The 22,481-nt window shown below is 67.0% G+C and carries 19 protein-coding genes; 11 read left to right on the forward strand and 8 right to left on the reverse strand.

Features of this window, described 5'->3' with window-relative positions; genetic code table 11:
- Nucleotides 1–254: 254 nt before the first annotated feature.
- Nucleotides 255–1,913, reverse strand: coding sequence for a uroporphyrinogen-III synthase (locus ASE69_RS23020; RefSeq protein WP_235518781.1), 1,659 nt, complete (start codon nucleotides 1,911–1,913; stop codon nucleotides 255–257).
- On the reverse strand, nucleotides 1,910–2,815 hold the full coding sequence (gene hemC, locus ASE69_RS13975; protein WP_156362339.1) for a hydroxymethylbilane synthase: 906 nt from the start codon (nucleotides 2,813–2,815) through the stop codon (nucleotides 1,910–1,912). Before hemC ends, ASE69_RS23020 begins: the two co-directional genes overlap by 4 nt.
- Before the next feature lie 64 nt (nucleotides 2,816–2,879).
- Here hemC and tsaD point away from each other — a divergent pair, with 64 nt between their 5' ends.
- From tsaD to ASE69_RS13990, 3 genes are read left to right on the forward strand one after another with little or no spacing between them, the layout of a single operon-like run.
- Entirely contained in the window at nucleotides 2,880–3,905 is a 1,026-nt protein-coding gene (gene tsaD / locus ASE69_RS13980; protein WP_056487746.1) for a tRNA (adenosine(37)-N6)-threonylcarbamoyltransferase complex transferase subunit TsaD, read from the forward strand.
- Entirely contained in the window at nucleotides 3,902–4,879 is a 978-nt protein-coding gene (locus ASE69_RS13985; RefSeq protein ID WP_056487749.1) for an NAD(P)H-dependent glycerol-3-phosphate dehydrogenase, read from the forward strand. The genes tsaD and ASE69_RS13985 overlap by 4 nt, the downstream gene beginning before the upstream one ends.
- 58 nt (nucleotides 4,880–4,937) lie before the next feature.
- A complete protein-coding gene (locus ASE69_RS13990) occupies nucleotides 4,938–5,435 on the forward strand; it encodes an MmcB family DNA repair protein (protein WP_056488329.1) in 498 nt (165 codons plus the stop codon).
- Between the two features lie 169 nt (nucleotides 5,436–5,604).
- On the opposite strand, the gene ASE69_RS13995 is transcribed toward ASE69_RS13990, so the two are convergent.
- Nucleotides 5,605–6,213, reverse strand: a complete 609-nt coding sequence (locus ASE69_RS13995) for an ankyrin repeat domain-containing protein (protein ID WP_056487752.1) — start codon at nucleotides 6,211–6,213, stop codon at nucleotides 5,605–5,607.
- 78 nt (nucleotides 6,214–6,291) lie between these two features.
- On the opposite strand from ASE69_RS13995, the gene ASE69_RS14000 reads away from it, so the two are divergent.
- The 3 genes from ASE69_RS14000 to ASE69_RS14010 are packed head-to-tail and all read left to right on the forward strand — an operon-like array spanning nucleotide 6,292 to nucleotide 7,994.
- The gene (locus tag ASE69_RS14000) at nucleotides 6,292–6,873 is read left to right on the forward strand and encodes an SCO family protein (RefSeq protein ID WP_056488332.1); all 582 of its coding nucleotides are present in this window, start codon (nucleotides 6,292–6,294) and stop codon (nucleotides 6,871–6,873) included.
- On the forward strand, nucleotides 6,870–7,304 hold the full coding sequence (locus ASE69_RS14005; RefSeq protein ID WP_133020171.1) for a YcgN family cysteine cluster protein: 435 nt from the start codon (nucleotides 6,870–6,872) through the stop codon (nucleotides 7,302–7,304). Before ASE69_RS14000 ends, ASE69_RS14005 begins: the two co-directional genes overlap by 4 nt.
- Nucleotides 7,305–7,319: 15 nt before the next feature.
- Nucleotides 7,320–7,994, forward strand: coding sequence for a M48 family metallopeptidase (locus ASE69_RS14010; protein WP_056487755.1), 675 nt, complete (start codon nucleotides 7,320–7,322; stop codon nucleotides 7,992–7,994).
- Here ASE69_RS14010 and ASE69_RS14015 read toward each other — a convergent pair.
- From ASE69_RS14015 to ASE69_RS14035, 5 genes are read right to left on the reverse strand one after another with little or no spacing between them, the layout of a single operon-like run.
- Nucleotides 7,970–10,144 (reverse strand): transglycosylase domain-containing protein, encoded by a 2,175-nt coding sequence (locus ASE69_RS14015; RefSeq protein WP_056487758.1) that lies wholly within the window; start codon nucleotides 10,142–10,144, stop codon nucleotides 7,970–7,972. The genes ASE69_RS14010 and ASE69_RS14015 overlap by 25 nt on opposite strands.
- 45 nt (nucleotides 10,145–10,189) lie before the next feature.
- Entirely contained in the window at nucleotides 10,190–10,600 is a 411-nt protein-coding gene (gene msrB / locus ASE69_RS14020; RefSeq protein ID WP_056487762.1) for a peptide-methionine (R)-S-oxide reductase MsrB, read from the reverse strand.
- Nucleotides 10,601–10,644: 44 nt separating this feature from the next.
- The gene (locus ASE69_RS14025; RefSeq protein WP_056487765.1) at nucleotides 10,645–11,733 is read right to left on the reverse strand and encodes an NAD(P)/FAD-dependent oxidoreductase; all 1,089 of its coding nucleotides are present in this window, start codon (nucleotides 11,731–11,733) and stop codon (nucleotides 10,645–10,647) included.
- Nucleotides 11,712–12,392, reverse strand: coding sequence for a methyltransferase domain-containing protein (locus ASE69_RS14030; protein WP_056487768.1), 681 nt, complete (start codon nucleotides 12,390–12,392; stop codon nucleotides 11,712–11,714). Before ASE69_RS14030 ends, ASE69_RS14025 begins: the two co-directional genes overlap by 22 nt.
- On the reverse strand, nucleotides 12,389–13,453 hold the full coding sequence (locus ASE69_RS14035) for a type III polyketide synthase (RefSeq protein ID WP_235518782.1): 1,065 nt from the start codon (nucleotides 13,451–13,453) through the stop codon (nucleotides 12,389–12,391). The genes ASE69_RS14030 and ASE69_RS14035 overlap by 4 nt, the downstream gene beginning before the upstream one ends.
- Before the next feature lie 468 nt (nucleotides 13,454–13,921).
- On the opposite strand from ASE69_RS14035, the gene ASE69_RS14040 reads away from it, so the two are divergent.
- The 5 genes from ASE69_RS14040 to ASE69_RS14060 all read left to right on the forward strand — a co-directional run bounded on the left by ASE69_RS14040 (nucleotide 13,922) and on the right by ASE69_RS14060 (nucleotide 22,474).
- Entirely contained in the window at nucleotides 13,922–14,383 is a 462-nt protein-coding gene (locus tag ASE69_RS14040; protein ID WP_056488335.1) for a hypothetical protein, read from the forward strand.
- A gap of 311 nt (nucleotides 14,384–14,694) precedes the next feature.
- Nucleotides 14,695–15,708 carry a hypothetical protein gene (locus ASE69_RS14045; protein ID WP_156362340.1) on the forward strand — a complete coding sequence of 338 codons (1,014 nt, stop codon included), beginning with the start codon at nucleotides 14,695–14,697 and terminating at the stop codon, nucleotides 15,706–15,708.
- 11 nt (nucleotides 15,709–15,719) lie between these two features.
- Complete coding sequence (locus tag ASE69_RS14050) at nucleotides 15,720–16,193, forward strand: DUF11 domain-containing protein (protein WP_056487776.1); 474 nt, start codon at nucleotides 15,720–15,722, stop codon at nucleotides 16,191–16,193.
- Between the two features lie 58 nt (nucleotides 16,194–16,251).
- Nucleotides 16,252–17,376: a DUF11 domain-containing protein gene (locus ASE69_RS14055; protein ID WP_056487778.1), complete on the forward strand. Its 1,125-nt coding sequence runs from the start codon at nucleotides 16,252–16,254 to the stop codon at nucleotides 17,374–17,376.
- A 70-nt stretch (nucleotides 17,377–17,446) separates the two neighbouring features.
- Entirely contained in the window at nucleotides 17,447–22,474 is a 5,028-nt protein-coding gene (locus tag ASE69_RS14060) for a DUF11 domain-containing protein (RefSeq protein WP_082453127.1), read from the forward strand.
- The last annotated feature ends 7 nt before the right edge of the window (nucleotides 22,475–22,481 follow it).

The following is a 22,481-nucleotide window of genomic DNA, read 5'->3' on the forward strand; positions in this document are numbered from 1 at the left end:
TACAGAACGGCTGCCCCACGGGGTGCGTTGAAGAAGATAAGGCCGGATCACGCAAAGTCCGTTCCGGACTGTCGTAGATCAAAGCACACCGCCGACTTTAGTGCGTGACCCCGTGGATGTTCCCGGGACGATCCGCCCGTACGCAGCTATCCTGTAATGGGAAAGAGATCGAACGGTCTCGCCGTTGAATCTCGGACAGGCGAATGCAAAGCCATTGGCCGTAGATCGCTGTTCACCAGCGAGACAAGTTCAGCTCAGATTCCCGACGGGTCCGGGGCGGTGTCCGTTTCGGTTGCCGTTTGTGGCGTTGGCATGACGACCGGCGCCGGCTGCGGCTGTCCCGCCTGGCCGATCAGCGCTGTGTTCTCGATTAGATCGAGCGCTTGGCGGGCGACAACATAGCGCCGCGCCGCGTCGATCCAGTTGCCGGCCTGCGCCGCGCCGGGGAGGCGGGCGACTTCGGCGCGGGCCGCCTCGACCTGGCCGGCGCCGAGCAGTCGCCGCGCGCGCGCGAGGCGGTCGGCGGGCATCGGCGACGGCGTTCCCGCCTTGCGCAGCACTATCAGTGAGTCGATCTGATGCTGGATCGTGTCGAGCCAATTCTCACCGGTCGAACTCGTGATGTCCGGCGCTATCGCATCGAGGCCCTGGCGCAGGTCCTCGAGCGTCACCGGCTGGCGCGCAGACTGGATCAGCAGCATGGTCGCACGGGGCTGGGCCTGACCGAACCGCAGGCGCAATTGCTCCTCCAGATAGCCAAGCCCGACTCCGCGATCGAGCGCACGGCGCGCGGCAAAGGCGACCAGCAGGCCTTCCGCGCGCGTCGCCTGCGCGCCGGCGGCGGCGGCGTCCGTAGTGATCGCCGCGGTGCGCGCCTCGAGCGCGGTCAACTGGCCCGCCAGCGTCGCCTCGCGCGTTGCCAGCACGGCGGTGTCGACCGGCGCGGCCGCCTGGGGCTGGCCATCCGGGCCGAGCGGTTGCGACGGGATATACCCGGAACTGCTCGCGCCGGCTTTCTGGCCTGCGACGGGTGCGCCAGCGGTGGTCGACGCCGTGGCGCCGAACCAGGGCAGCTTCCTCGCGGCATAAGCCATCAGCCCGAGCCCGGCGATAAACGCGAGCGCGGTCAGGGCGACGATAACGCCCATTCTGGGTCCGCGTGCCCGTGGGCGATCGGTCGGCACGTAGTCGCTCATGGCGTGCTTATCCCCGCCACGCACCGGATGGTCAATCGCGCGTATGTTCGCACGCGCAGCAGCCAGAGCGACGAGGGCCGGATCGCTTGGTTGCGGGGCGATCGAGACGGTCGCCCAGCCGGTTCCGGCCGCTTCGGCGACGGCAGCGCTGATTGCGGCGATCTCGATTCCGGATCGGTCGATGCCCGCCGTATCGAGCATCTCCTTCAACCGGGTCGCGGCGCGTTCGGAGTGCAGCAGCACGACGGTATCGGCGAACGAATGCGCCACCGTCGCGTCGATCGGCACATCATCGCTCGCGTAGACCGTGACCGCCTCGATCCCGTCGCCGGTCGGGGCACGATCGCGCCCGGCCAAATGCAGCAGGCGCGCGAAACCGCGATCGCGCGCTTCGTAAACGGCATCGCGGGCATCGCCCGACCCGGTCACCGCGACCGCAAAACCCGCGTCGGTTGCCGCCGCCGCGGTCGCCGCGCCGACCGCGACCACCGGCAGGCGCTTCAACGCGTCCAGTCCTGCACCGCCATGCCGCACTGCGTTCGCGCTGGTCAGCAACAGTCCGTCGAACCCCGCCGGATCCGGTACGCTCCAGTCGACCGGCGTTACGGCGAACAGCGGAACCTGCCGTACGTCGAGCCCGAGCGTCCGGAGCGCTGCCGCAGTCCGTGCATTGCCGGGCTCCGGCCGCACGACGACGACGGCATGCGCGGACGTCATGCCGCGAACAACCGGCGGACGCTCGCCGGCGCACGCGTAAGCAAGTCTACCGCCAGCATCGTGCCCAAGTCTTCGCCCGCGCCGCCCTCGATCGATCCGGCGACGTCGCACGTCCCGTCCTCGGCGATCAGCTCGGCGCGCAACGTCAGCGTCTCGCCTGCCAGCGACGCGAGTGCCGCGACCGGTGAATGGCAATCCGCCCCGAGCCGGGCCAGCAACGCGCGCTCGGTCAGCACGCACAGGCTGGTGTCGGCATGGTCGATCGCGGCGACGATCGCGTGCGCGGCGCTACCGTCGAGGACCTCGATCCCGACCGCGCCCTGCGCCGGCGCGGGCAGCATGATGTCGGTTGGGATCGCATGGCCGTCGTCGCGCCCGAGGCGATCGAGCCCCGCGGCGGCGAGCAGCGTGGCGTCCATCTCGCCGCTCGCCACCCGGCCGAGCCGCGTGTCGACGTTGCCGCGGATCAGCACGATCTCCAGGTCGGGCCGCAGCCGCAGCATCTGCGCGCGGCGTCGCGGCGAACTCGTGCCGACGACGGCGCCCGGGCGCAGGTCGGCGAAGGTCTCCGCGCCGATCAGCCGATCGCGCACGTCGGCCCGCGGCAGCATCGCGGCGATCCTCAGCGTGCGCGGCCGGATCGTTTCGACGTCCTTCATCGAATGCACCGCGCAGTCGATGTCACCGTCGTGCAGCGCGCGGTCGAGTTCCCTGGTCCACAGCGCCTTGCCGCCGATCTCGGCGAGTGCGCGATCCTGCACGCGGTCGCCCGTCGTGCGGATCACGACCGTCTCGACCTTGTCCGCTGACCAGCCATGTGCCGCGCACAGGGCATCGCGGACCAGGCCTGCCTGGGTGAGCGCCAGCGGCGAACCGCGCGTACCGAGCCGAAAAACTGTCATCCTGCGTGCCATGCAGAAAGGGGCCCCCTTCGACAAGCTTCACGCGGGCCTATACAGACATGCGATGATCATTCTCGGCATCGAATCCTCCTGCGACGAAACCGCCGCCGCGCTCGTCACCGGCGACCGGCAGGTCCTCGCGCATCGGCTGCTCGGGCAGGAAGCGGCGCACGCTCCGTTCGGCGGCGTCGTCCCCGAAATCGCTGCGCGCGCGCATGTCGAGGCGCTGGAGCCGCTGATCGTCGCGGCGCTGGCCGACGCGAAGCTGACGCTGGCGGATGTCGATGGGATCGCCGCGACCGCGGGGCCGGGGCTGATCGGCGGGGTGATGGTCGGGCTGGTCACCGGCAAGGCGCTCGCGCACGCCGCGGGCAAGCCGTTGATCGCGGTCAATCATCTCGAGGGTCACGCGCTTTCGCCGCGCCTGTCGGACCCGGACCTCGAGTTCCCATACCTGCTGTTGCTTGTGTCGGGCGGGCATTGCCAGTTGCTGCTGGTTGAGGGCGTCGGTGCGTATCGACGTCTCGCCACGACGATCGACGATGCGGCGGGCGAGGCATTCGACAAGACCGCCAAGCTCTTGGGCTTGGGCTTTCCCGGTGGCCCTGCCGTCGAACGGACCGCGGCGTTGGGAGATCCCAAGGCCGTCCCATTGCCGCGCCCGCTCAAAGGCTCGGCCGAACCGCATTTCTCGTTCGCCGGCTTGAAGAGCGCGGTCGCGCGTGTCGTCGGCCAGTATTCGCCCGAGGATATCGCCGCCTCGTTCCAGGCGGCGGTGGTGGACTGCCTGATCGACCGCACGACCAAGGCTTTGCGGACATCGCATGGTGCCACCGCGCTCGTCGTCGCGGGCGGAGTCGCGGCCAACACAGCGGTCCGTACCGCGTTGCAGGGTCTTGCCAGCGCGCACGGGCTCCGTTTCGTCGCGCCGCCTCTGTGGCTGTGCACCGACAACGCCGCGATGATCGGCTGGGCGGGGGCCGAGAGGTTCGCCGCGGGCCTCACCGATCCGCTCGATGTCGCCGCGCGTCCGCGCTGGCCGCTCGATCCGAATGCCGAAGCGGTACGTGGCGCGGGGGTCAAGGCATGAAGATCGGCGTCATCGGCGGCGGCGCGTGGGGCACCGCCTTGGCGCAAGTCGCAGCCTATGGTGGTCGCGAGGTGATCCTTTGGGCGCGCGAGGGCGCGGTGGTCGAGTCGATCAACACTGCCCATGAGAACACGCTGTTCCTCGGCGGCGTCGCGCTGTCGCCGACGATCCGCGCGACAGACGACCTCGCCGCGCTGGCCGACATGGATGCGATCCTCGTCGTCGCGCCGGCCCAGCACGTCGGCAGCGTGCTCGCCGCCGCCCCGATCGGCCGCATTCCGCTCGTGCTCTGCGCGAAGGGGATCGAGGCGGGTAGCAAGCGGCTCGTCGGTGAGGTCGCGCGCGCGGTACATCCCGATGCGCCGATCGCGGTGCTTTCGGGGCCGACCTTCGCGCACGAAGTCGCCGCCGGGTTGCCGACCGCGGTGACGCTCGCCTGCGAGGATGCGGCGCTTGGCGAACGGCTCGCGATACGCCTCGCGGCCCGCCATTTCCGGACGTACGCCTCGACCGACGTCGCGGGTGCGGAGATCGGCGGCGCGGTGAAGAACGTCCTCGCGATCGGTTGCGGCGTGGTCGAGGGGGCAGGTCTCGGCCAGAACGCGCGCGCCGCCTTGATCGCGCGCGGGTTCGCCGAGATGACGCGGTTCGGGCTGGCACGCGGTGCGCGCGCCGACACGCTGGCGGGGCTTTCGGGGCTGGGTGATCTTGTGCTCACCTGCTCCTCGACCAGCTCGCGCAACTTCTCGTTGGGTGTCGGCCTGGGGCGTGGCGATTCGGCGGCGACATTACTGGCAGATCGCCGGACCGTCGCGGAAGGCGCCTTTACCGCGCCTGTCCTCCGCGAAGCCGCCCGTGACGCGCGCGTCGACATGCCGATCACCGAAGCCGTCTGCCGCCTGCTGGAGGGCGCGCCGGTGAGCGACGTCATCGGCGACCTGCTCGCCCGGCCGTTGAAGGGCGAGGCGGGCTGACCGCCAGGCGATCCGCGAATGGGCTTGCCTCGTTCGCGGATTGTTCTATTTCCGGCGCATGCTCGACATGCCGCCGGACTCCTGCATCGACGAACCTGGATCACCCTTATGTGCGGCCGACGTGGCGCGCGGCGTGATCCGGATGTTGCTGCGCCACGATCTCACCGCGATGACCGAAGTGCCCCTAGATGGCGGCCGCCGTGCCGACCTGATGGCGGTGGACGCGCGTGGCCAGATCGTGATCGTCGAGATCAAGGTGTCTCGCGCCGATCTGCTAGGCGACGGGAAGTGGCCGGATTATCTCGGGCATTGCGACCGGTATTTCTGGGCGGTCCCGGCCGGGTTCGACGTCGGGCCCCTGAACGGGCCTGTGTTCCTGCCGGAGCGTACCGGGATCATCGTGGCGGACCGCTACGACGCGGCGATCGTGCGGGAGGCGCATACCGTGCCGCTGCCCGCGCATGTGCGGAAACGGTGTACGCTCGCGTTCGCCCGGCGCGCGGCACGGCGGCTGATCGCGCAGATGGACCCGGACGCCGACGGGTTGGCATTCTAAAGGAACGTCGTGAACTTCCCCCCTCCCTGGAAGGGAGGGGTCGGGGGTGGGTCGGTTTCCGTATCATGCAACCGTCGGGTCACACGCTGGCCTACCCACCCCCAGCCCCTCCCTTCCAGGGAGGGGAGCTTGTCGTGGTCCTGGCGGCGTTGGCGACCGTAACTCCAGCTTAGAACTTCGGGCCCGAAACCGCCTTGCGCACCTTCTTCGGCGCATCTTCCAGCAGCTTGCTCACGATCGGGTTGCGTCCATCCTGCTTGGCATAGGCGCGCGCGGACATGCCCGCCATGATATCCGCCTGGTCGGGATCGGCGTTCTCGGCCAGCAGCACCCGGATCATGCCCACGTCGCGGCGCTGTACCGCGCGAATCAGCGGCGTCTCGCCCGCCGAATTGGCCAGGTTCGGGTTCGCCCCCGCTGCGGTCAGGATCGGGATCATGTTCGTCTGCCCCAGCGTCACGGCGAGCAGCAGCGGCGTGTTGCCCTTGCCGTCGCGCAAATTCGCGTCCGCACCCTTTTGCAGCAGGAAGCGCAGATACACCTCGTCGCTGCGCTTGATGACGATGTGGAGCGCGCCTTCGCCGCTGGTCACGTCGCGCGTGTTGATGATGTTGCTGCCGGGCTTGCCGAGCATCTCCAGCACATCGTTGTTCTTCGCATCGCGCACCGCGGACAGGAACTTGTACCCCTCCGACTGGCCTTGCGCGAACGCGGGCGCCGCGACGCAGGCGAGCGCAGGCGTCAGGAGGGTAGCGGCGAGCATCAGGCGGATACGCATCGAGAGACTTCCTTGGTTCGTCCTGGATATCGGTGACGCTTGCGCCGCAGTAGCGAACAGATCAAGGCTGGCGGGACCATGACCCTCCGTTTCCTTCTCATACCGGCACTCGCCTTATCCGCGTGCACCGCCTCTGCACCGCCCGCCAAACCGCCGCTCGAAGGCGCGCGGATCGGCGGCGCCTTCACGCTGACCGACCAGAACGGGAAGACCGTCACCGAACAGGCGTTCGCAGGCAAATACCGGATCATGTATTTCGGCTACACCTTCTGTCCCGATGTGTGTCCGACGGATGTCCAGGCGATCGGCGCCGCGGTGAAAAAGCTCGAAGCGAGCGACCCTGCGCTCGCCGCGAAGATCGTGCCGGTGTTCGTGACCGTCGACCCGGCGCGGGACACCCCCGCGGTGCTCAAGCAGTTCGTCTCTGCCTTTCACCCGCGCATGGTCGGCCTCACCGGCACCGACGCGCAGATCGCGCAGATCAAGACCGAATATGCGGTCTATTCGAGCAAGGGCGATGCGTCGCCGGGTGGCGGCTACCTCGTAAACCACTCGCGCCAAGCCTATCTGATGGACCCGGACGGCAAGCCCCTCGCTTTGCTGCCGCAGGAACAAGGTCCCGACGCAGTGGTGACGGAAATCAAGCGCTGGGCCCGGTGAGCGCGCGCTTCTGGGAAGATACGCCGATCGACCAGCTCGACCGCGGCCAGTGGGAAGCGTTGTGCGATGGCTGCGGCAAATGCTGCATCCACAAGCTCGAGGACGAGGATACCGGCGAGCTCGTCGCGACCAACGTCTCGTGCCGCCTGCTCGACCGGCGCAGCGGGCAATGCTCCGATTACCGCCACCGCCACGCCTATGTCCCCGAATGCGTGCGGTTGACGACCGGCAACGTCCGCGGGATCGACTGGCTGCCGTCGACCTGCGCGTACCGCCTGCGCGCGGCCGGCGAGCAATTGCCCGAATGGCATTACCTCGTCTGCGGCGACCGCGAAGCCGTCCACCGCGCCAAGCAATCGGTGCGCGGCTGGACGATCAGCGAGGACGAGGCCGGCGAGCTCGAATATCACGTGATCGACCGCGAGCTCTGACCCGGTGATAGCCCGATGATCGAGGGCCTGGAGATCGTCCGTCACCCGCGCGCCCGCCGCGCGCGTCTGTCGATCGATCCCGCGAGCGGCCGCGCAAGGCTGGTCCTCCCCAAGCGTGCGGCGTTGAAGCAGGCGCTGGCCTGGGCGGAGGACAAGGCCGGCTGGATCGCCGAACAGCGCGCGCTGCTCCCCCAGCCGCGCCCGTTCGTGCCCGGTGCGGTCCTCACCGTCGCCGACGAGCCGCTGACGATCGAGTGGACCCCCGGAAGTCGCCGAGCCGTGGTTCGCGAGGGCTCGGTCCTGTCGCTGTCAGGCCCTTCAGAAACGATCGCGCGTCGCGTCGAGGCTTGGCTCAAGCGCACCGCAATCGCCGTGCTGGAAACCGAAACCGCCGAATACGCCGCCAAGGCCAAGGTGACCGTCGCGCAGGTCGCGGTCGGCGATGCCAAGGGCCGCTGGGGCAGCTGCGCGTCGAGCGGCATCATCCGCTACAGCTGGCGGCTGATCCTCGCGCCAAGCTGGGTGCGCCGCGCCACCGTCGCGCACGAAGTCGCGCACCGTGTCCACATGAACCACGCGCCGGTCTTCCACGCGCTGGTCGAGCAACTTTACGGCGAAGATCCGACACCCGCGCGCGTCTGGCTACGCACGCACGGCGCGGGCCTTCACTGGTTCGGACGCTCTTCCTGATCGCTCTGGAAGCGCTGCGTCTGCACCTGATCGCGCGGCACATCGCGTTGGAGCGGTTGCCGCCCCGCCGGTGACGGCTCACGCCGTTCACGCCCGATAACACGGTCGATCCAATCCTGGTTCATCTGCTGTTGGGGCGGAGCAGGTGCCACCTCGGGCTGATCCGCATCGGGTCGCGGGATCGTGTCGCCGGTCTGCGCATCGGTCGGCACCGGCGGCTGGCCCTGCTCGATCGGATTGCCGTCCGCATCGACCGCCATCTGGCCGTTGTCGGGCTGCCCGAAATAGCTCTCCTCGTCGGGTTCGAGCTGCCACTCGGGCAAGGTGACCTTCGTATCGAACTGCTCGATCGGTCGGTTGGCGGTCGCAGGCTTCATGAACGCGGCCCAGGCCTTGGCCGGCGCGGTGCCGCCGTGCAGGCCGGCGATCGGCTTGGCATCGTCGCGGCCCATCCACACGCCGGTCGTGATCCCGCTGGAGAAGCCGAGGAACCAGCCGTCCTTCGATGCAGTGGTGGTGCCGGTCTTGCCCGCGACCGGCCGACCGATCTGCGCCGCACGCCCGGTGCCGGTGTTGACCGCGGTCTGCAACAGGTCGGTCATTTCGGCGGCAACATAGGGCGCGACGAGCACATGGCTGCGGTCGACCTCATGCGTGTAGATCGTCTGGCCGTTCGCCGTGACGCGCGTGATCCCGTACGGCGTCACCGCGACGCCCTTGCTGGCGACCGAAGCGAACGCGCGCGTCATGTCGATCACGCGAACCTCCGACGTGCCCAGCACCATCGACGGATGGACGTTGACCGGCGTCGTGATGCCGAACCGCCGCGCCATGTCGGCGACCGTGTTGAAGCCGACCTCCTGGCCCAGCTTGGCGGCGACGGTGTTCAGCGAATAGGCGAACGCGGTCCGCAACGACACCGCGCCGGAGTTGCGCCGCGAATCGTTGCGTGGGCTCCAGCCGTTGATCGTGACGGGTTCGTCGACGATCGAGTCCTCCGGCTTGTGGCCTGCCTCAAGCGCGGCGAGGTATACGAATAGCTTGAACGACGAGCCCGGCTGGCGGACCGCCTGCGTCGCGCGGTTGTAGATCGACGAGACGTAATCCTTGCCGCCGACCATCGCGCGCACTTCGCCGCCACGATCGAGCGCAACCAGCGCACCCTGCGCTCCGGGAGGTGCGTTGGCGCGGATCGCATCGTCCGCCTGGCGCTGCATCGTCAAGTCGAGCGTCGTCCAGACTTCGAGCGGTTCGGTCGTCTCGTCGATCAGCGTATCGAGCTGCGGCAGCGCCCAGTCGGTGAAATACCGGACGCTGTTCTGCTTGGGCTCGGGCGCGAGTTTCAGCCCGGATACGTCCGCATCGGAAGCCTCCGACGCGGTGATCGCGCCGGTTTCCTGCATCGTCTCCAGCACGACACCGGCACGGCCCATCGCCGCCTCGGCATCGGCGGTCGGCGAGTAATTGGACGGCGCCTTGACCAGGCCGGCGATGACCGCGGCCTCGGCAAGGCTCAGATGATCCGCGCCGTGGCCAAAGAACTTCCGGCTCGCGGCATCAATCCCGTAGGCGCCGCCACCATAATAGACCTTGTTCAGATAGAGTTCGAGGATCTGGTCCTTCGAAAACTTCCATTCGAGCGCGAACGCCAGGATGCCCTCGCGGAATTTACGCCCGAATTTCTTCTGGTTGTTGAGGAAGACGGTACGCGCCAGCTGCTGCGTGATCGTCGAGCCGCCTTGCGTCCAGTGGCCGCGATCGAACCGCACCTTCACGGAGCGCGCGATGCCGACCGGGTCGACGCCGATATGCGAGCGGAAGCGGCGATCCTCGACCGAGACGGTCGCGTCGCGCATCGCCTTGGGGATCTGTCCGTATGGCAGCCACTCGCCGAAGCTCGGCCCCATCGACACGATCACGGTGCCGTCGGCGGCATGGACTCGGATCATCTGGCCGTTGGGCGACGACTTCAGGCTGTCGAAACTCGGCAATTGCGACATCGCGATATAGACCGCGATCGCCAGCGCACCGAGCGCGAGCACGCCGATCCCGACGCAGAGCTGCAGGAAGACGACCAGCCGTCGCCGCCAGCGTGACGCCGGCGGAGTTGGGGGCCGACGGGACGGGGAAGCAGAACGCGTACGGGCCATGTAACCCACAGAATTACGCGCTAAGCCCCCGCCCTACAAGCGACATCAGGCCGCGACGTTCGCTTTGCGCGGCCGGAATTCGAGCGAGAGCGAATTCATGCAATAGCGCTGCCCGGTCGGCGGCGGGCCGTCCGGGAAGACGTGGCCCATATGGCTGTCGCAGCGCGCGCACCGCGTCTCGATGCGGGTCATGCCGTGGCTGCGATCGGCGTGATCGGTGACCGCGTCGGGGCCGATCGGCTGCGTGAAGCTCGGCCAGCCCGACCCGGAATCATATTTGTCCGCGCTGTCGAACAGCTCGTTGCTGCACGCGGCACACCGGTAGATCCCGTCGGCCTTGTTGTCGTTCAGCACGCCCGCAAAGGCGCGCTCGGTGCCGCCCTCGCGCAGCACATGATATTGTTCGGCGGTTAGCCGCTTGCGCCATTCGGCCTCGGAAAGATTGAGCTGGTCCATGGACATGCATCTCGTGCTGGCGGGTCGTACTGGCGGGACGGTTTTCAAGACTGCCCCAATCTGGTTGCACTGGCGATGACCTGGATCAGTGCGGGGCGCAGGAAAGGAAGCAGCCACGCGGCGCGCTCGCTCTCGGCGATGTGGCGGACGATGCCGGCGATGCCGATCGGGCGAGCCAGGCGGCTAGCGAAATCCTCCTGCCATGACGCTGCGGCAGCGGGGCCGCCTTTTTCGTAGGCGCGTGCGGCCGCGACTCCGCTGGCCAGCGCGATGCCCATGCCTTCGCCGGCGAGCGACGGGATCACGCCAGCCTGGTCGCCGAGTCGGAAGAGTGCGTCGGCGCCGGTGCGTTGACGCCAGCCATAGGGGACGTTGGCGATCGCATCGATCGAGGCGCTCGGGTCGATCAGCGCGACCCATTCGCCGAGCGCGGGCATCTCTTGACCGAGGGCTTCGAGCAATTGCGCGGGGGAACCTGCCGCCTGAAGCCGTGAGCGATGAACCGCCATGCACAGGTTCGCGGTGCCGTCCTCCTGCATCGCCAGGCCGGCATAGCCGCGATCGAACAGATGAAGCTCGATGCCGCCGGCGAGCGATTTGCTAAGTGCAGGCGAGGGGGCGATCCGAACGCGGATACCCAGCGTCGGGTCGGCACCGCGCGCGTCCTCGGGGCGCGCCATCCCGCGAACGTCGTGCTTGCCGCTCGCGAGGAAGAGCGCGTCGGTCGCGATCGTCGCACCGTCCGCGAGCCGTGCGCTCGTCCCATCGATCTCCCGCACGGTGACGCCACGTTCGACCGGCGTACCCAGCCGTTCGGCTTCGTCCAGCATTACCGTATCGAGACGATGACGCGTAACCGAGACCGCCGGATGGGGCAGGGCGGCCTCCGCGCGGCGATTGCCCGCAAAGATGCGGGCACGCGTCACGCGATCGGGGTTGAGCATGTCGGGATCGATCCCGAGCCCGGCCAGCGTCTCCAGCGTCCGCCAGCTCAGGAATCCGCCGCAGATCGCATCACCGGTTTCGCGCGATCGCTCGACGAGCAAATGCGGTAGGCCGGCACGCGCCAACCCGATCGCGGTCGCGGCACCGGCGAGCCCGCCGCCGACGATCAGCGCAGGCGTTCGACGCATAACCGGAACGGGAAGACGCGGCGGACCTTCGCCTCGGTGATGCCGGCCTCGGCGAGCAGCGGCGGCCATTCGTCGGGGCGATAGCTGCGCGCGATCGACAGCGTCCCGTCGTGCCGGACGATCGGGTGCCAGCGTGCGATCGTTGCAAGCACGGGGAAACCCCAGTGCGCAAACCCGTGCCGGTGGAGGTCGTTGACGAACCACCCCGCGCTTGCATGTCCTTCCATAAAGCGGAGGAATGCGATCAGCTGGTCGTGGCTCATGTGATGCGCGACGAGGCTGCTGACGATCACGTCCCACGGCTCATGGGCAAGGTCGGCATAGTCGCCCGTGACATAGCGGATCGCCCCGCCATGCGCCCGTGCCGCCTGTTCGCTGCGAGGGTTGAGATCGACCCCGACCAGCTCCACGTCGAGACCCTTTGCCTTCGCCCAACGCGCGATCCGCCGCAGCATGTCGCCATCGCCGAACCCGACGTCGAGCAACCGGAAGCTTTTTCGCCCCGCGGTCGCCCTCGCGAGAAAGTCGAGCGTCGGGCGACGCGCCATCGTCACCGTGTTGACCGTCGCGAGATCGCCGACGACGTCGGCATAGGTCGCCGCGTCGAGGTCGTCGGCGTCCATCAGCTCTTCGGCCTGGCTGCGGACCGCGAGGCTCATGCCGCGCTCCGGAACCCGAAGCCCTCCGCCGCCAGCCCCGGCCCGAACGCGAGCGCCACGCCGTGCGCGACCGGCGGGCCTGCGAGCAATCGCTCAAGCACGAACATCAGCGTCGCCGACGACATGTTGCCGTTGTCCGCCAGCACCTGCCGCGACGCCGCCAACGCCTCGGGGTTCAGATGCATCGCATGCTCGACCGCATCAAGGATCGATCGCCCGCCGGCATGGACCGCCCAGCCATCGATCGATTCGGGCGGCCGACCCGCACTCACGATCGCACGGAAATCCTCGTCGGACAGCGCGGCGGCGATCCGTCCCGGCACTTCGCCCGACAAATGCATCGCAAAGCCCGCATCCGTGACGTCCCAGCGGATCAGCGTCTCGCTATCCGGCAGCGACGCGGCGAACGGCGCTTCAAGCGCGAACCCGGTCGCATCCGCCGTTACCAGCGCCGCCGCAGCCCCATCGCCGAACTGCAGCATCGCTAGCAATGCCTCGATGTCGTTGGCCGGTTGCAGGTGCAGCGTGGACAGCTCCACGGTGACGACCAGCACGCGCGCGTCGGGCTCGGAGCGAACGATATGCCGCGCACTCCGCAACGCGACGATCGCGGCGTAACAGCCCATGAAACCGATCAGCAGCCGCTCGACGCTCGACGATAGGCCAAGCCGGCGCGCGATGATCTGGTCGATCCCCGGCGCGACGAACCCGGTACAGCTCGCCACGACCAGATGCGTGATGCCCTCGACCGCGACCTTCGCGCGCAACGCCTCGATCGCGCGGATCGCGAGGTCGGGCGCATGCTCGGCATACAGCACCATCCTCTCGGCCGTCCCCGGATGCGGCTCGGCGGCGTAGAAGCCGGCGTCGTCGACCGGCGAGCCACCCCCCGCGGTCGGCGGCAATACCGACCAGCGATGGCCGATCCCCGACCGCGACGCCATCCGGTCGAAGACGCGTTCGGCACGCGCATCGACCCGCGTTCGCGCCCAGGCAATGAACGCCGCGTGGATATCGTGACCGGGAACGGCGGACCCTACGGCATTGAGATAAGCGGACACGATACCCTTTCCTGCGATCGACGCCCAACGCATGGCACGTTCGATCGGACTATGGGACGCACGCTATATCTGTTCGTCGCAAATCGGTTTCGCGTCTGAAGCGATATGTTGGCCGTAAAGCATCCTCAACCCCAACTTGCGCGTTGCTATAAATATACCGGTTCGTGGTTCTCATCCAAACCCAAAATGAACGGCTGGCGAGCTTATAAGACCCATAACGATTTGATTAATATAAAATAAGTTTGAATATCATACCTAGATATAGTTCTATTTGTTGACGTGCGTTTCCGCATTTAACAAATCGGCAGGACGGCGCTGAAGTTTTAGCGTTTAGTTCGAAGGTCGGGGTATCTCAGCCCTTATCTGGGATGGTCGAGGATTGACGTGCGATAGCAGCGACAGGCTGCGGGCATGGCGGTTCCGATCGGGGGTCGATGGTAACGGGTCGATGGCAATGGGGAGCCTTTGGTGAAAAACGAAACCGTCGTGGAATTGATCAAGGATCTGACTGCAAAATTGTCGGCCGTCGCCGAAGAATTCAACGGACGGGTCGCCAAGGCCGCGGAACCGGTGCCGGCTGGGAACGAACCGAATGATGCCGCGCTCGTCGAGCATGCGAATGCGGTGCTCGAACAACGGCGATTGCGGCGGCAGTTCCTGCCCGGCGAACTGTTCCATGAACCGGCCTGGGATATGCTTCTCGCACTGTTCGCATCGCGCGACGATCGTATGCCGATGAACATCAAGGCGCTGGTCAGCATGTCCGACGCGCCTGTCACCACATCGCAGCGCTGGATCGAACATCTCCACAAACTGAAACTGATCGACCGCGTCACCGACCCGACCGATCGGCGCCGCGTCGAGATATCGCTGAGCTATACCGGAGACCAGCAGATGAAGGCTTATCTGCGCGCGCTTCTTCGCGACTAGCTCGATCACTACGCCTGTCACGGCCGGCCATGACGCGTCTTCTCAAGGGACGTCGTCTGGCCGGTCTTTTTGCGTCTGGACGGTATCTGCGTAAATAAAGCCACTACGGTTCTGTATTTATCAACAATAGAACGGCAATGACGAAAGATGCCGTTTTGCTGTGTGATTTAACAAACGTTTATCTGAAAACGGATGTTGTCACATTAACTATCATAGTTTGGCTTTATGATCCCATTATGATTTCGTAGTATTTGATTAAGTGGCTTCGGACAATTTGTTCCCGATCGAAGGGAAGAAAATTGATTCGTCTGATGTCACAGCATGGAGGAAAGAGCGGGCGGTTTCGACGCGCTGCGGCACCTTGCCTGCTGTCCTGCATACTGAGCGCGGGATTGCCGCAGCCGTTGCTTGCCCAGACGCCAACGATAGCGACGCCGATCGGCACGCCAGCGGGTACGCCGATCGTCAATACCGCCGGCCTGCGATACGATGCCGATGGTACGGCGCAGTCGACAAACTCGAACACCGTCACGATCATTGTCGCCGAGCGACTGGACGTGGCGCTGGTCCGCGACGGGCAGGGCGCGATCGTTGTGTCTGCGCAGCCGGTCGCCATTCCCCTCACGCTGACCAATCTCGACAATGGCGCCGAATCGTTTGTGCTGGCCGCATCCGTGTCGCCCGGCATGGCGACGTTGCGCGCGCTGGTGATCGATACCGACGGCGATGGCCTCTACGATCCTGTCAAGGACGTCGCGCCGGTCGATGGCAAGACGCCGCTCTTGTCGCCCGGCCAGTCGATCAAGCTGCTCGCGATCCTGGTAGCAACGCCGGACGGCGGCACCACGAACGCAGTGCTGACGGTTACTGCGCGCTCGACCACGGGATCCGGGACGAGCGGCAATTCCTACCCCGGCGCGGGTGACGGCGGGGGCGATGCGGTCGTCGGACCGACCGGCGCACTCGCCACCGTCTCGGTTCCGATCGGCACGGGCCCCACCGGCCCGATACTGCTCAAGAGCCAGTCGGTGCGCGCCGCCGACGGGTCGCAGAACGCGGTACGCGACGCGGTCATCACCTATACGCTGGAGGCGCGCTTTACCGATGCCGTCAGCGGTGCGCGGATCGCCGATCCGATTCCTTTAGGGACCGTCTTCGTTCCGGGCAGCCTGACGCTTGACGGCGCACCGCTCAGCGACGGCGCCGACGGCGATGCCGGCCGCTTCGATGCAGGCGGCTCGCAGGGGCCGGGGATCACCGTCGCGCTCGGCCAGATCGCCGCGGCGTCCGCCCACACCGTCCAGTTCAAAGCCAAGATCCAATGAGGAGCATAGCCATGATCTCACGTCCGATGATTGCCGCCATCCTGGCGTCGACGGCCGCCGTTGCGTCCGCCGCCGCAGGACCCTTGCAGGTAACCAGCAGCATCATGGTCGAGGCGCGCAGTGCCGCGCCCGACGGCACCACGCGGGTCACGCTGGTCAAGCCGTCGCGGGTGACGCCGGGCGACAAGGTGATCTTCGTCCTCGCCTATCGCAACAGTGGCGCACAGCCGCTGGCGAACGTGGTGCTCGACAACCCGTTGCCGCGCCAGATCGCCTATCGATCGGCCAATCCCGGTTCGCCCGCGCCCGACGTCTCGGTCGACGGCAAGACTTACGGTTCGCTCGCCACCCTCCGCGTCCGCAGCCCCGACGGCAGCACGCGCGCGGCGAGCCCCAACGATGTCACCAGCGTCCGGTGGCGCCTCGCAAGTCCGTTAGCGGCGGGTTCGCAGGGCCAGTTCGCGTTCCAGGCCGTCCTCAAATGATCCGGCCGATCTCTCTCTCCACACCCGACCAAAACCATCACAGAAGGAAGACCTGACAATGCACGCAAAAGGGGTAATACGCACGCTGCTGGCCGGTACGGCCGCCATCGTGTCCGCCGGTACTGCCAGTGCGCAGACCGTACCGGGACCGGCCGGCACCGGTGCCGGAACGACCGTCACCAACACGGCAACGGCAAGCTATTCGGTCAACGGCGTCACCCAGTCGGCGACGTCGAACGCGGTGAGCTTCGTGGTCGATCGCAAGGTCAACCTGACCGTCATCGCCAACCAGCAGGCCAACACGCAGGTCGCGATCGGCAAGGCCAATGTGGTCACGACGTTCAAGGTGACCAACAACACCAACGGCACGCAGGATTTCTTGTTGTCGGCAAACCAGTTGCCGATCCAAAACCTGTTCGCCGGCGACAATTTCGACCTGACCAACCTCAGGGTCTTCGTCGATTCGAACGGCAACGGAACCTACGACGACGGGGTCGATAAAGCGACCTACATCAACGAACTCGGCGCCGATCAGTCGGCGATCGTCTTCATCGTCGGCGACGTGCCCAACGACCAGGCCGCCGCACTCGCCGCCGTCACGCTGATCGTGCAGGTCGCCGCGGGTGGCGATCCCGCCGCACAGGGTGCACCCCTGGTTCCCACCGTCGGCTTGAACGACGATGCGGTCGTAGACGTCGTCTTCGCGGACAATGACTCGGATGGTCTCGGCCTTGATACCGCGCTGAACGGCCAGGGTCGTGCGTCGGCTGCCTACGAGATCGGTACGCGCAACGTCGCATTGAGCGTCGCCAAGTCGCAGGTGGTGATTTCCGATCCGATCAACCTGCTCGTCGCACCGAAGGCGATCCCGGGCGCGGTCGTGCAATATTGCCTGGTCGTCACCAATGCGACGGTGGGCACCGCCGCCGCCAACGTCAACCTGACCGATATCGTGCCGGCCAACACGACATATCAGCCAGGGACGCTGACCATCGGCCTCCCCGGAATAAACCCGATCTGTACGCTGCCCGGCAGCTTCATTGCGAACGATGCGGGCGGGCTGATCACTGGTACGACGTACACCGGTTCGTATGATGCAACCGCCAAGCGGATAACGGCAACGATTCCGGTACTGCTCGGCGCCACCTCGGTCGCGGCCAGCTTCCGCGTGACGATCAACTAAGCTCCACGCCCTCGCACAAAGGAACGACCGATCCCGGCGCGTGGAGACGCGCGTCGGGAGAGGACCCTTCATGTCCAGCTTCCTTCGCCTTTCGCGCCTTTGCGCGCTGCTCCTGGTGCTCCTGCTCGGGCTGATCGTCGGCACCCTGCCGGCGGCCGCGCAGACCGGTGTCCAAACGAGTCGTATCCAGAATACCGCGACGCTGTCGCTCGACGACGCGGGCAGCGATTCCGGCTTACGCACCGTTCCGTCCAACACGGTCTCGCTCGACGTAAACCGTGGCAAGCGTCCGACGACGCTCTCGTTCCGGCTGGCGCCCGCGAACTACGCTTTCACTGGAGCGAAATGTCAGACCGCCCCCACGTATCTCTTCACCCCGGCACCAATCGATGGAGCCACCTTCGCGGCGGCGCCGAAGGTCGCCGCGCTCGACGTCAAGGAGGACATGATCCTGGTGCTCGACAACCAGGCCGGCAATCATGACCCCGCCGTCCGCGAAACGTCGATCATCACCGCCAATATCGGCCAGAGCAACGTCACGCTGACGCTGACCGAAACCACGCCCGACAGCGGCATCTTCGCCGGCGGCGTTCCGTCGACCGCAACCGGCCGATACGCCGATCTCGAACCCTGCGAAGTGCGCACGCGCGGCGCGAAGATCACACTCAGCTTCGCCGAGGACGATTTCAGCTTCGCATCGACCACGTCGATCCTGATCGATCCGGCCGGCTATACGTTCGATTCGCGGACTGGTGCGCTGGTCGACGGCGCCACCGTGTCGCTCGTCGACGAGGCAGGCCAGCCGGCGATCGTGTTCGGCGACGACGGCGTCAGCAGCTACCCTTCTACGATGGTGACGGGCGAGAGCGTCACCGATGGCAGCGGGCGTGTGTATCCCGGCGAGACCGGCCGCTATCGCTTTCCGCTGACGGCACCCGGACGCTATGCGCTGAAGGTCACGCCGCCGGGCACCTATGTCGCGCCGTCGACCGTCGATCGCGCAACGCTGGCGGCGCTGAAGGACCCCAAGGGCGCGCTATTCATCCTCAAGGACGCCAGCTTCGGCGATACGTTCACGCTGTCGACGCCGGAGCCATTTTCGGCGGACATCCCGCTCGACGCACCCGGCGCCGGCACGCTGTTGCTGACCAAGGTCGCTTCCGTGCGTGAGGCGGCGCCCGGCGATTTCGTCCAGTATCTGCTCCGCATCACCAACCGAGATTCGGTCCCGGCGCGCGGGCTCCACGTTGCAGACACGCTGCCCAAGGGACTGCGCTACGAACGCAATTCCGCGCGCGGCGGTGACGAGCCGACCGTGTCGACCGACGGCCGCAGCCTCGACTTCGTCATACCCGTGCTCGCGGCGGGTGCGTCTACCGAACTCAAGTACGTCGTCAGCATCGCCCCCGGCGCACCCACCGGCGAAGCGCTCAACCGCGCCCGCGTTGTCGGCCAGGGCACCGTCACCAGCAACGAGGCCGCGGCCTCCGTTCGCCTGCGCCCGCTACTGTTCACCGACGCGATGACGATCATCGGCCGCGTGACCGAGGGGAATTGCGGCGATCCGGTCGACAAGCGCAAGGGCGTGCCCGGAATCCGCCTGCTGATGGAGGACGGAACGTTCGTCTCCACCGATCGCGACGGGCTGTACCATTTCGAGGGCGTCCGCGCCGGGCGTCACGTCGTCCAGATCGACACGTCGAGCATCCCCGCGACGCACGCGCCGGTCGCCTGCGACATCGACACGCGCCAGGCCAACAGCCCGATCTCGCGCTTCGTCGAGGGAGACGGCGGCCTGCTCAAGCGCGTCGACTTCCAGTTGAAGCCGACAGGTAAGGCCGCAGCCGCCGACGCCGGGCTCCCCGTCACGGTCGCCGATGCCGCCGTCGCCGCGGGCAGCCGCGACTGGTTGGCAGGCGAGCAGACGGCCGGCATCGACTGGCTGTTCCCCCAGGCCGACCACAACCCGCGCGCGCCGATCGTTCGCGCGGTCGTCAAGCACGCGCCCGGCCAGCGGGTCGCGCTGACGATCAACGGCAAGCAGGTCGAGCCGCTCGCGTTCGACGGCACCGATCAGCGCGACGGCACCGACATCGCCGTTTCGCGCTGGACGGGTATCCCGTTGATCGACGGCGACAATCGCCTCCAGGCACGCGTGCTCGCCGCCGATGGCAGCGTCGTGAAGACGCTCGACCGCGTGGTGCATTACTCCGGACCCGGCGTTCGCGCGGTGTTCGATGCCGCCAGCAGCCGGCTCGTCGCCGATGGCCTGACGCGCCCGCTGATCGCGGTGCGCGTGACCGACAAGACCGGTCGTCCCGTGCGCGCCGGCACGCTGATCCCCTTCACCGTCGACCAGCCCTATACCGCGGCGGTCGAGGCCGAACTCGAACAGGGCCGCCAGCTTGCCGGTCGCGAGCGGTCGTCCACTACCGCGCAGGTGGTCGGCGACGACGGCCTCGCCTTCATCGCGCTCCAGCCAACCACGCAGGCGGGTGCGGTGCACGCGATCGTCTCGCTGACCGAGGACAAGATCGTCCACAGCAGCGAAGTCCGCGCCTGGCTGGCTGCATCGCAGAAGGATTGGGTCGTCGTCGGGTTCGGCGCAGGCTCGCTCGGCTACGACATACTCAGCAAGCGCCAGTCGGGCCTGCCCAAATCGCAGCGCAACAGCGTGGTCACCGACGGCCAGCTCGCTTTCTATGCCAAGGGCCGCGTCAAGGGCTCGTGGCTGGCGACGATCGCCTATGACAGCGACCGCAAATACGATCCCGACCGCGGGCTGCTCGGCACGATCGACCCCGACCGCTATTACACCGTCTATGGCGACGGCTCGCGCCAGGGTTATGACGCTGCAACCCGCCGGAAGCTGTACCTGCGGCTCGAGCGTCGTGAGTTCTACGCGCTGTTCGGCGATTTCGAGACCGGGTTCACCGATACGCAGCTGACGCGCTACAACCGCACGCTCAACGGCATCAAGACCGCGTACGAAGGCAAGCGGGTCCGCGCGACCGGGTTCGCGGCGCATACTGACACGCTGTATTCGCGCGACGAAATCCAGGGCAACGGCCTCAGCGGTCCCTACCGCCTGTCGGGACGTAACATCGTCCCGAACAGCGATAAATTGCGGCTCGAAACGCGCGATCGCTTCCGCTCCGAGCTGATCGTCGCCAGCACCGAACTCACCCGCCACATAGACTACGACATAGACACGTCGATGGGCACGGTCCGTTTCCGCCAGCCGATCCTGAGCCGGGACGGCAACCTGAACCCCACCTTCATCGTCGCCGACTATGAGGTCGAGGGCGGCAGGTCCGCGAAACTGGCGGCTGCCGCGCGCGTGGCGACCAAGCTCGCGAACGGCCGCGTCGAAGTGGGCGCTGCGGTGATCCGCGACGAGACCGTCGGCAAGGCCACCGTGCTCGGCGCCGATATCAAGGCGCACGTCACCGCCAATACCGAACTGCGCGGCGAGATCGCCAAGGGCGGTCGCGGCGGGCTGGGCCAGGGCCTCGCCTATCTGGCCGAGGTCGATCACCACGGCACCAAGCTCGACCTGCTCGCCTATGCGCGCCAGCAGGATACCGCGTTCGGCGTCGGCCAGCAGAACCTCGTCGAGGCGGGGACGCGCAAGTTCGGGCTCGACGGCCGGCTGCGGTTGACCGACCGGCTGAGCGTGACCGGGGTCGCCTGGTACCAGCAGCAGTTGACCAACCCCGGTACGCGCGCAGCCGGCGAGGCGCGCCTGGAATATCGCCGCGACACCGGCACGATCTTCGTCGGCGGCCAGTTCGCGTCGGACCGCGGCATGGACGGCAAGAACCGCGACAGTCGTCTGCTGACGGTCGGCGGCACGCAAGCGCTGTTCGGCAATGCGGTGACGCTCACCGGCCAGACGCAGTTCGCGCCCGGTGGCGACAGCGACAGCGTCGACTTCCCTATCCGCCACCAGATCCAGCTCGCCTACCGCATCAAGCCCGGCATTCGCCTGATCGGCGGGTACGAGATCGCGAACGGCGACGGCTATGTCGCGCATACCAAGCAGTTCGGCGTCGACGTCGCCCCCTGGACCGGTGCCAAGCTGATGAGCACACTCAACCAGCAGGCGATTGGCGAGAACGGCGCGCGCACCTATGCGCAATACGGGCTCAGCCAGTCGGTGCCGCTTGGCAAGAACTGGACCGTCGATGGCACGCTCGACGCGAGCAACACGCTGAAGGGGCAAATTCCGGACGGCGCGGTCGTCAACGCGTTCCAGCCGGTCACCTCGGGTGGCTATGTAGGGCAGGACCAAACCAATGGCGATTATGCCGCGGTGACGCTGGGGGCGACATACCGCCAGGCCCGCTGGTCGGTGAACGGGCGCCTGGAATACCGCAACGCCGACAGTGGCGATCGCTGGGGGATCACGACCAACTTCCTGCGCACGCTGGGGCAGGGCAAGACGCTCGCGTCGAGCATCAAGGCGTACACGATCAAGGACAAGACCGGCGCGGTCGCGACCTATGCCACCGCCGACGTCGCGCTCGCGCTGCGGCCGCTCGACAGCCGCTGGTCGGTGCTCGAACGGCTCGAACTGCGGCACGAGAGCGCGGATGCCGGGTTCACCGACACCAATTCGCTCGGCGTGCCGGCGTATGGCGGCGGCGATCAGGTGACGTCGCGGATCATCAACAACCTCGCGGTCAACTATCGCACCGGCCCCGAAGGGCTTGGCCACGGTACTGAGGCGACGCTGTATTACGGCGCGAAATACGTCGCCGGACGCTTCGCCGACGATACCTATGACGGGTATATCGACGTGACCGGGTTCGAGCTGCGCCAGGATGTCGGCACGCGGTTCGACATCGGCGTCAGCGGTTCGGTCCAGCATGCGTGGGAGCGTGGTGCGTGGTCGTGGAGCGGCGGACCGTCGGTCGGCGTCTCGCCCGCGCAGAACACGTGGATCAGCGCCGGCTACAACGTGTCCGGCTACCGCGACCGCGATTTCGAGGACGACCGCTACACGCGGCAGGGGCCGTACGTCACGATGCGGCTGAAGTTCGACCAGACGACGATCGGTGGCGCCACGCGCGCCCTGTTCGGTGGTCGACGTTAATTACAGG

The organism is Sphingomonas sp. Leaf208 (genome assembly GCF_001421415.1).
Lineage (GTDB): Bacteria > Pseudomonadota > Alphaproteobacteria > Sphingomonadales > Sphingomonadaceae > Sphingomonas.

Bases quoted from the DNA above. Each gene is read 5' to 3' on its own strand.
- ASE69_RS14030 (WP_056487768.1), bottom strand. From the start codon at position 12,392: ATGAGCCTCGCGGTCCGCAGCCAGGCCGAAGAGCTGATGGACGCCGAC.
- msrB (WP_056487762.1), bottom strand. From the start codon at position 10,600: ATGGACCAGCTCAATCTTTCCGAGGCCGAATGGCGCAAGCGGCTAACC.
- ASE69_RS14060 (WP_082453127.1), top strand. From the start codon at position 17,447: ATGTCCAGCTTCCTTCGCCTTTCGCGCCTTTGCGCGCTGCTCCTGGTG.
- ASE69_RS14015 (WP_056487758.1), bottom strand. From the start codon at position 10,144: ATGGCCCGTACGCGTTCTGCTTCCCCGTCCCGTCGGCCCCCAACTCCG.
- hemC (WP_156362339.1), bottom strand. From the start codon at position 2,815: ATGACAGTTTTTCGGCTCGGTACGCGCGGTTCGCCGCTGGCGCTCACC.
- ASE69_RS14010 (WP_056487755.1), top strand. From the start codon at position 7,320: ATGATCGAGGGCCTGGAGATCGTCCGTCACCCGCGCGCCCGCCGCGCG.
- ASE69_RS14045 (WP_156362340.1), top strand. From the start codon at position 14,695: ATGTCACAGCATGGAGGAAAGAGCGGGCGGTTTCGACGCGCTGCGGCA.
- ASE69_RS13985 (WP_056487749.1), top strand. From the start codon at position 3,902: ATGAAGATCGGCGTCATCGGCGGCGGCGCGTGGGGCACCGCCTTGGCG.
- ASE69_RS13995 (WP_056487752.1), bottom strand. From the start codon at position 6,213: ATGCGTATCCGCCTGATGCTCGCCGCTACCCTCCTGACGCCTGCGCTC.
- ASE69_RS14050 (WP_056487776.1), top strand. From the start codon at position 15,720: ATGATCTCACGTCCGATGATTGCCGCCATCCTGGCGTCGACGGCCGCC.
- ASE69_RS13990 (WP_056488329.1), top strand. From the start codon at position 4,938: ATGCTCGACATGCCGCCGGACTCCTGCATCGACGAACCTGGATCACCC.
- tsaD (WP_056487746.1), top strand. From the start codon at position 2,880: ATGATCATTCTCGGCATCGAATCCTCCTGCGACGAAACCGCCGCCGCG.
- ASE69_RS14000 (WP_056488332.1), top strand. From the start codon at position 6,292: ATGACCCTCCGTTTCCTTCTCATACCGGCACTCGCCTTATCCGCGTGC.
- ASE69_RS23020 (WP_235518781.1), bottom strand. From the start codon at position 1,913: ATGACGTCCGCGCATGCCGTCGTCGTCGTGCGGCCGGAGCCCGGCAAT.
- ASE69_RS14025 (WP_056487765.1), bottom strand. From the start codon at position 11,733: ATGCGTCGAACGCCTGCGCTGATCGTCGGCGGCGGGCTCGCCGGTGCC.
- ASE69_RS14055 (WP_056487778.1), top strand. From the start codon at position 16,252: ATGCACGCAAAAGGGGTAATACGCACGCTGCTGGCCGGTACGGCCGCC.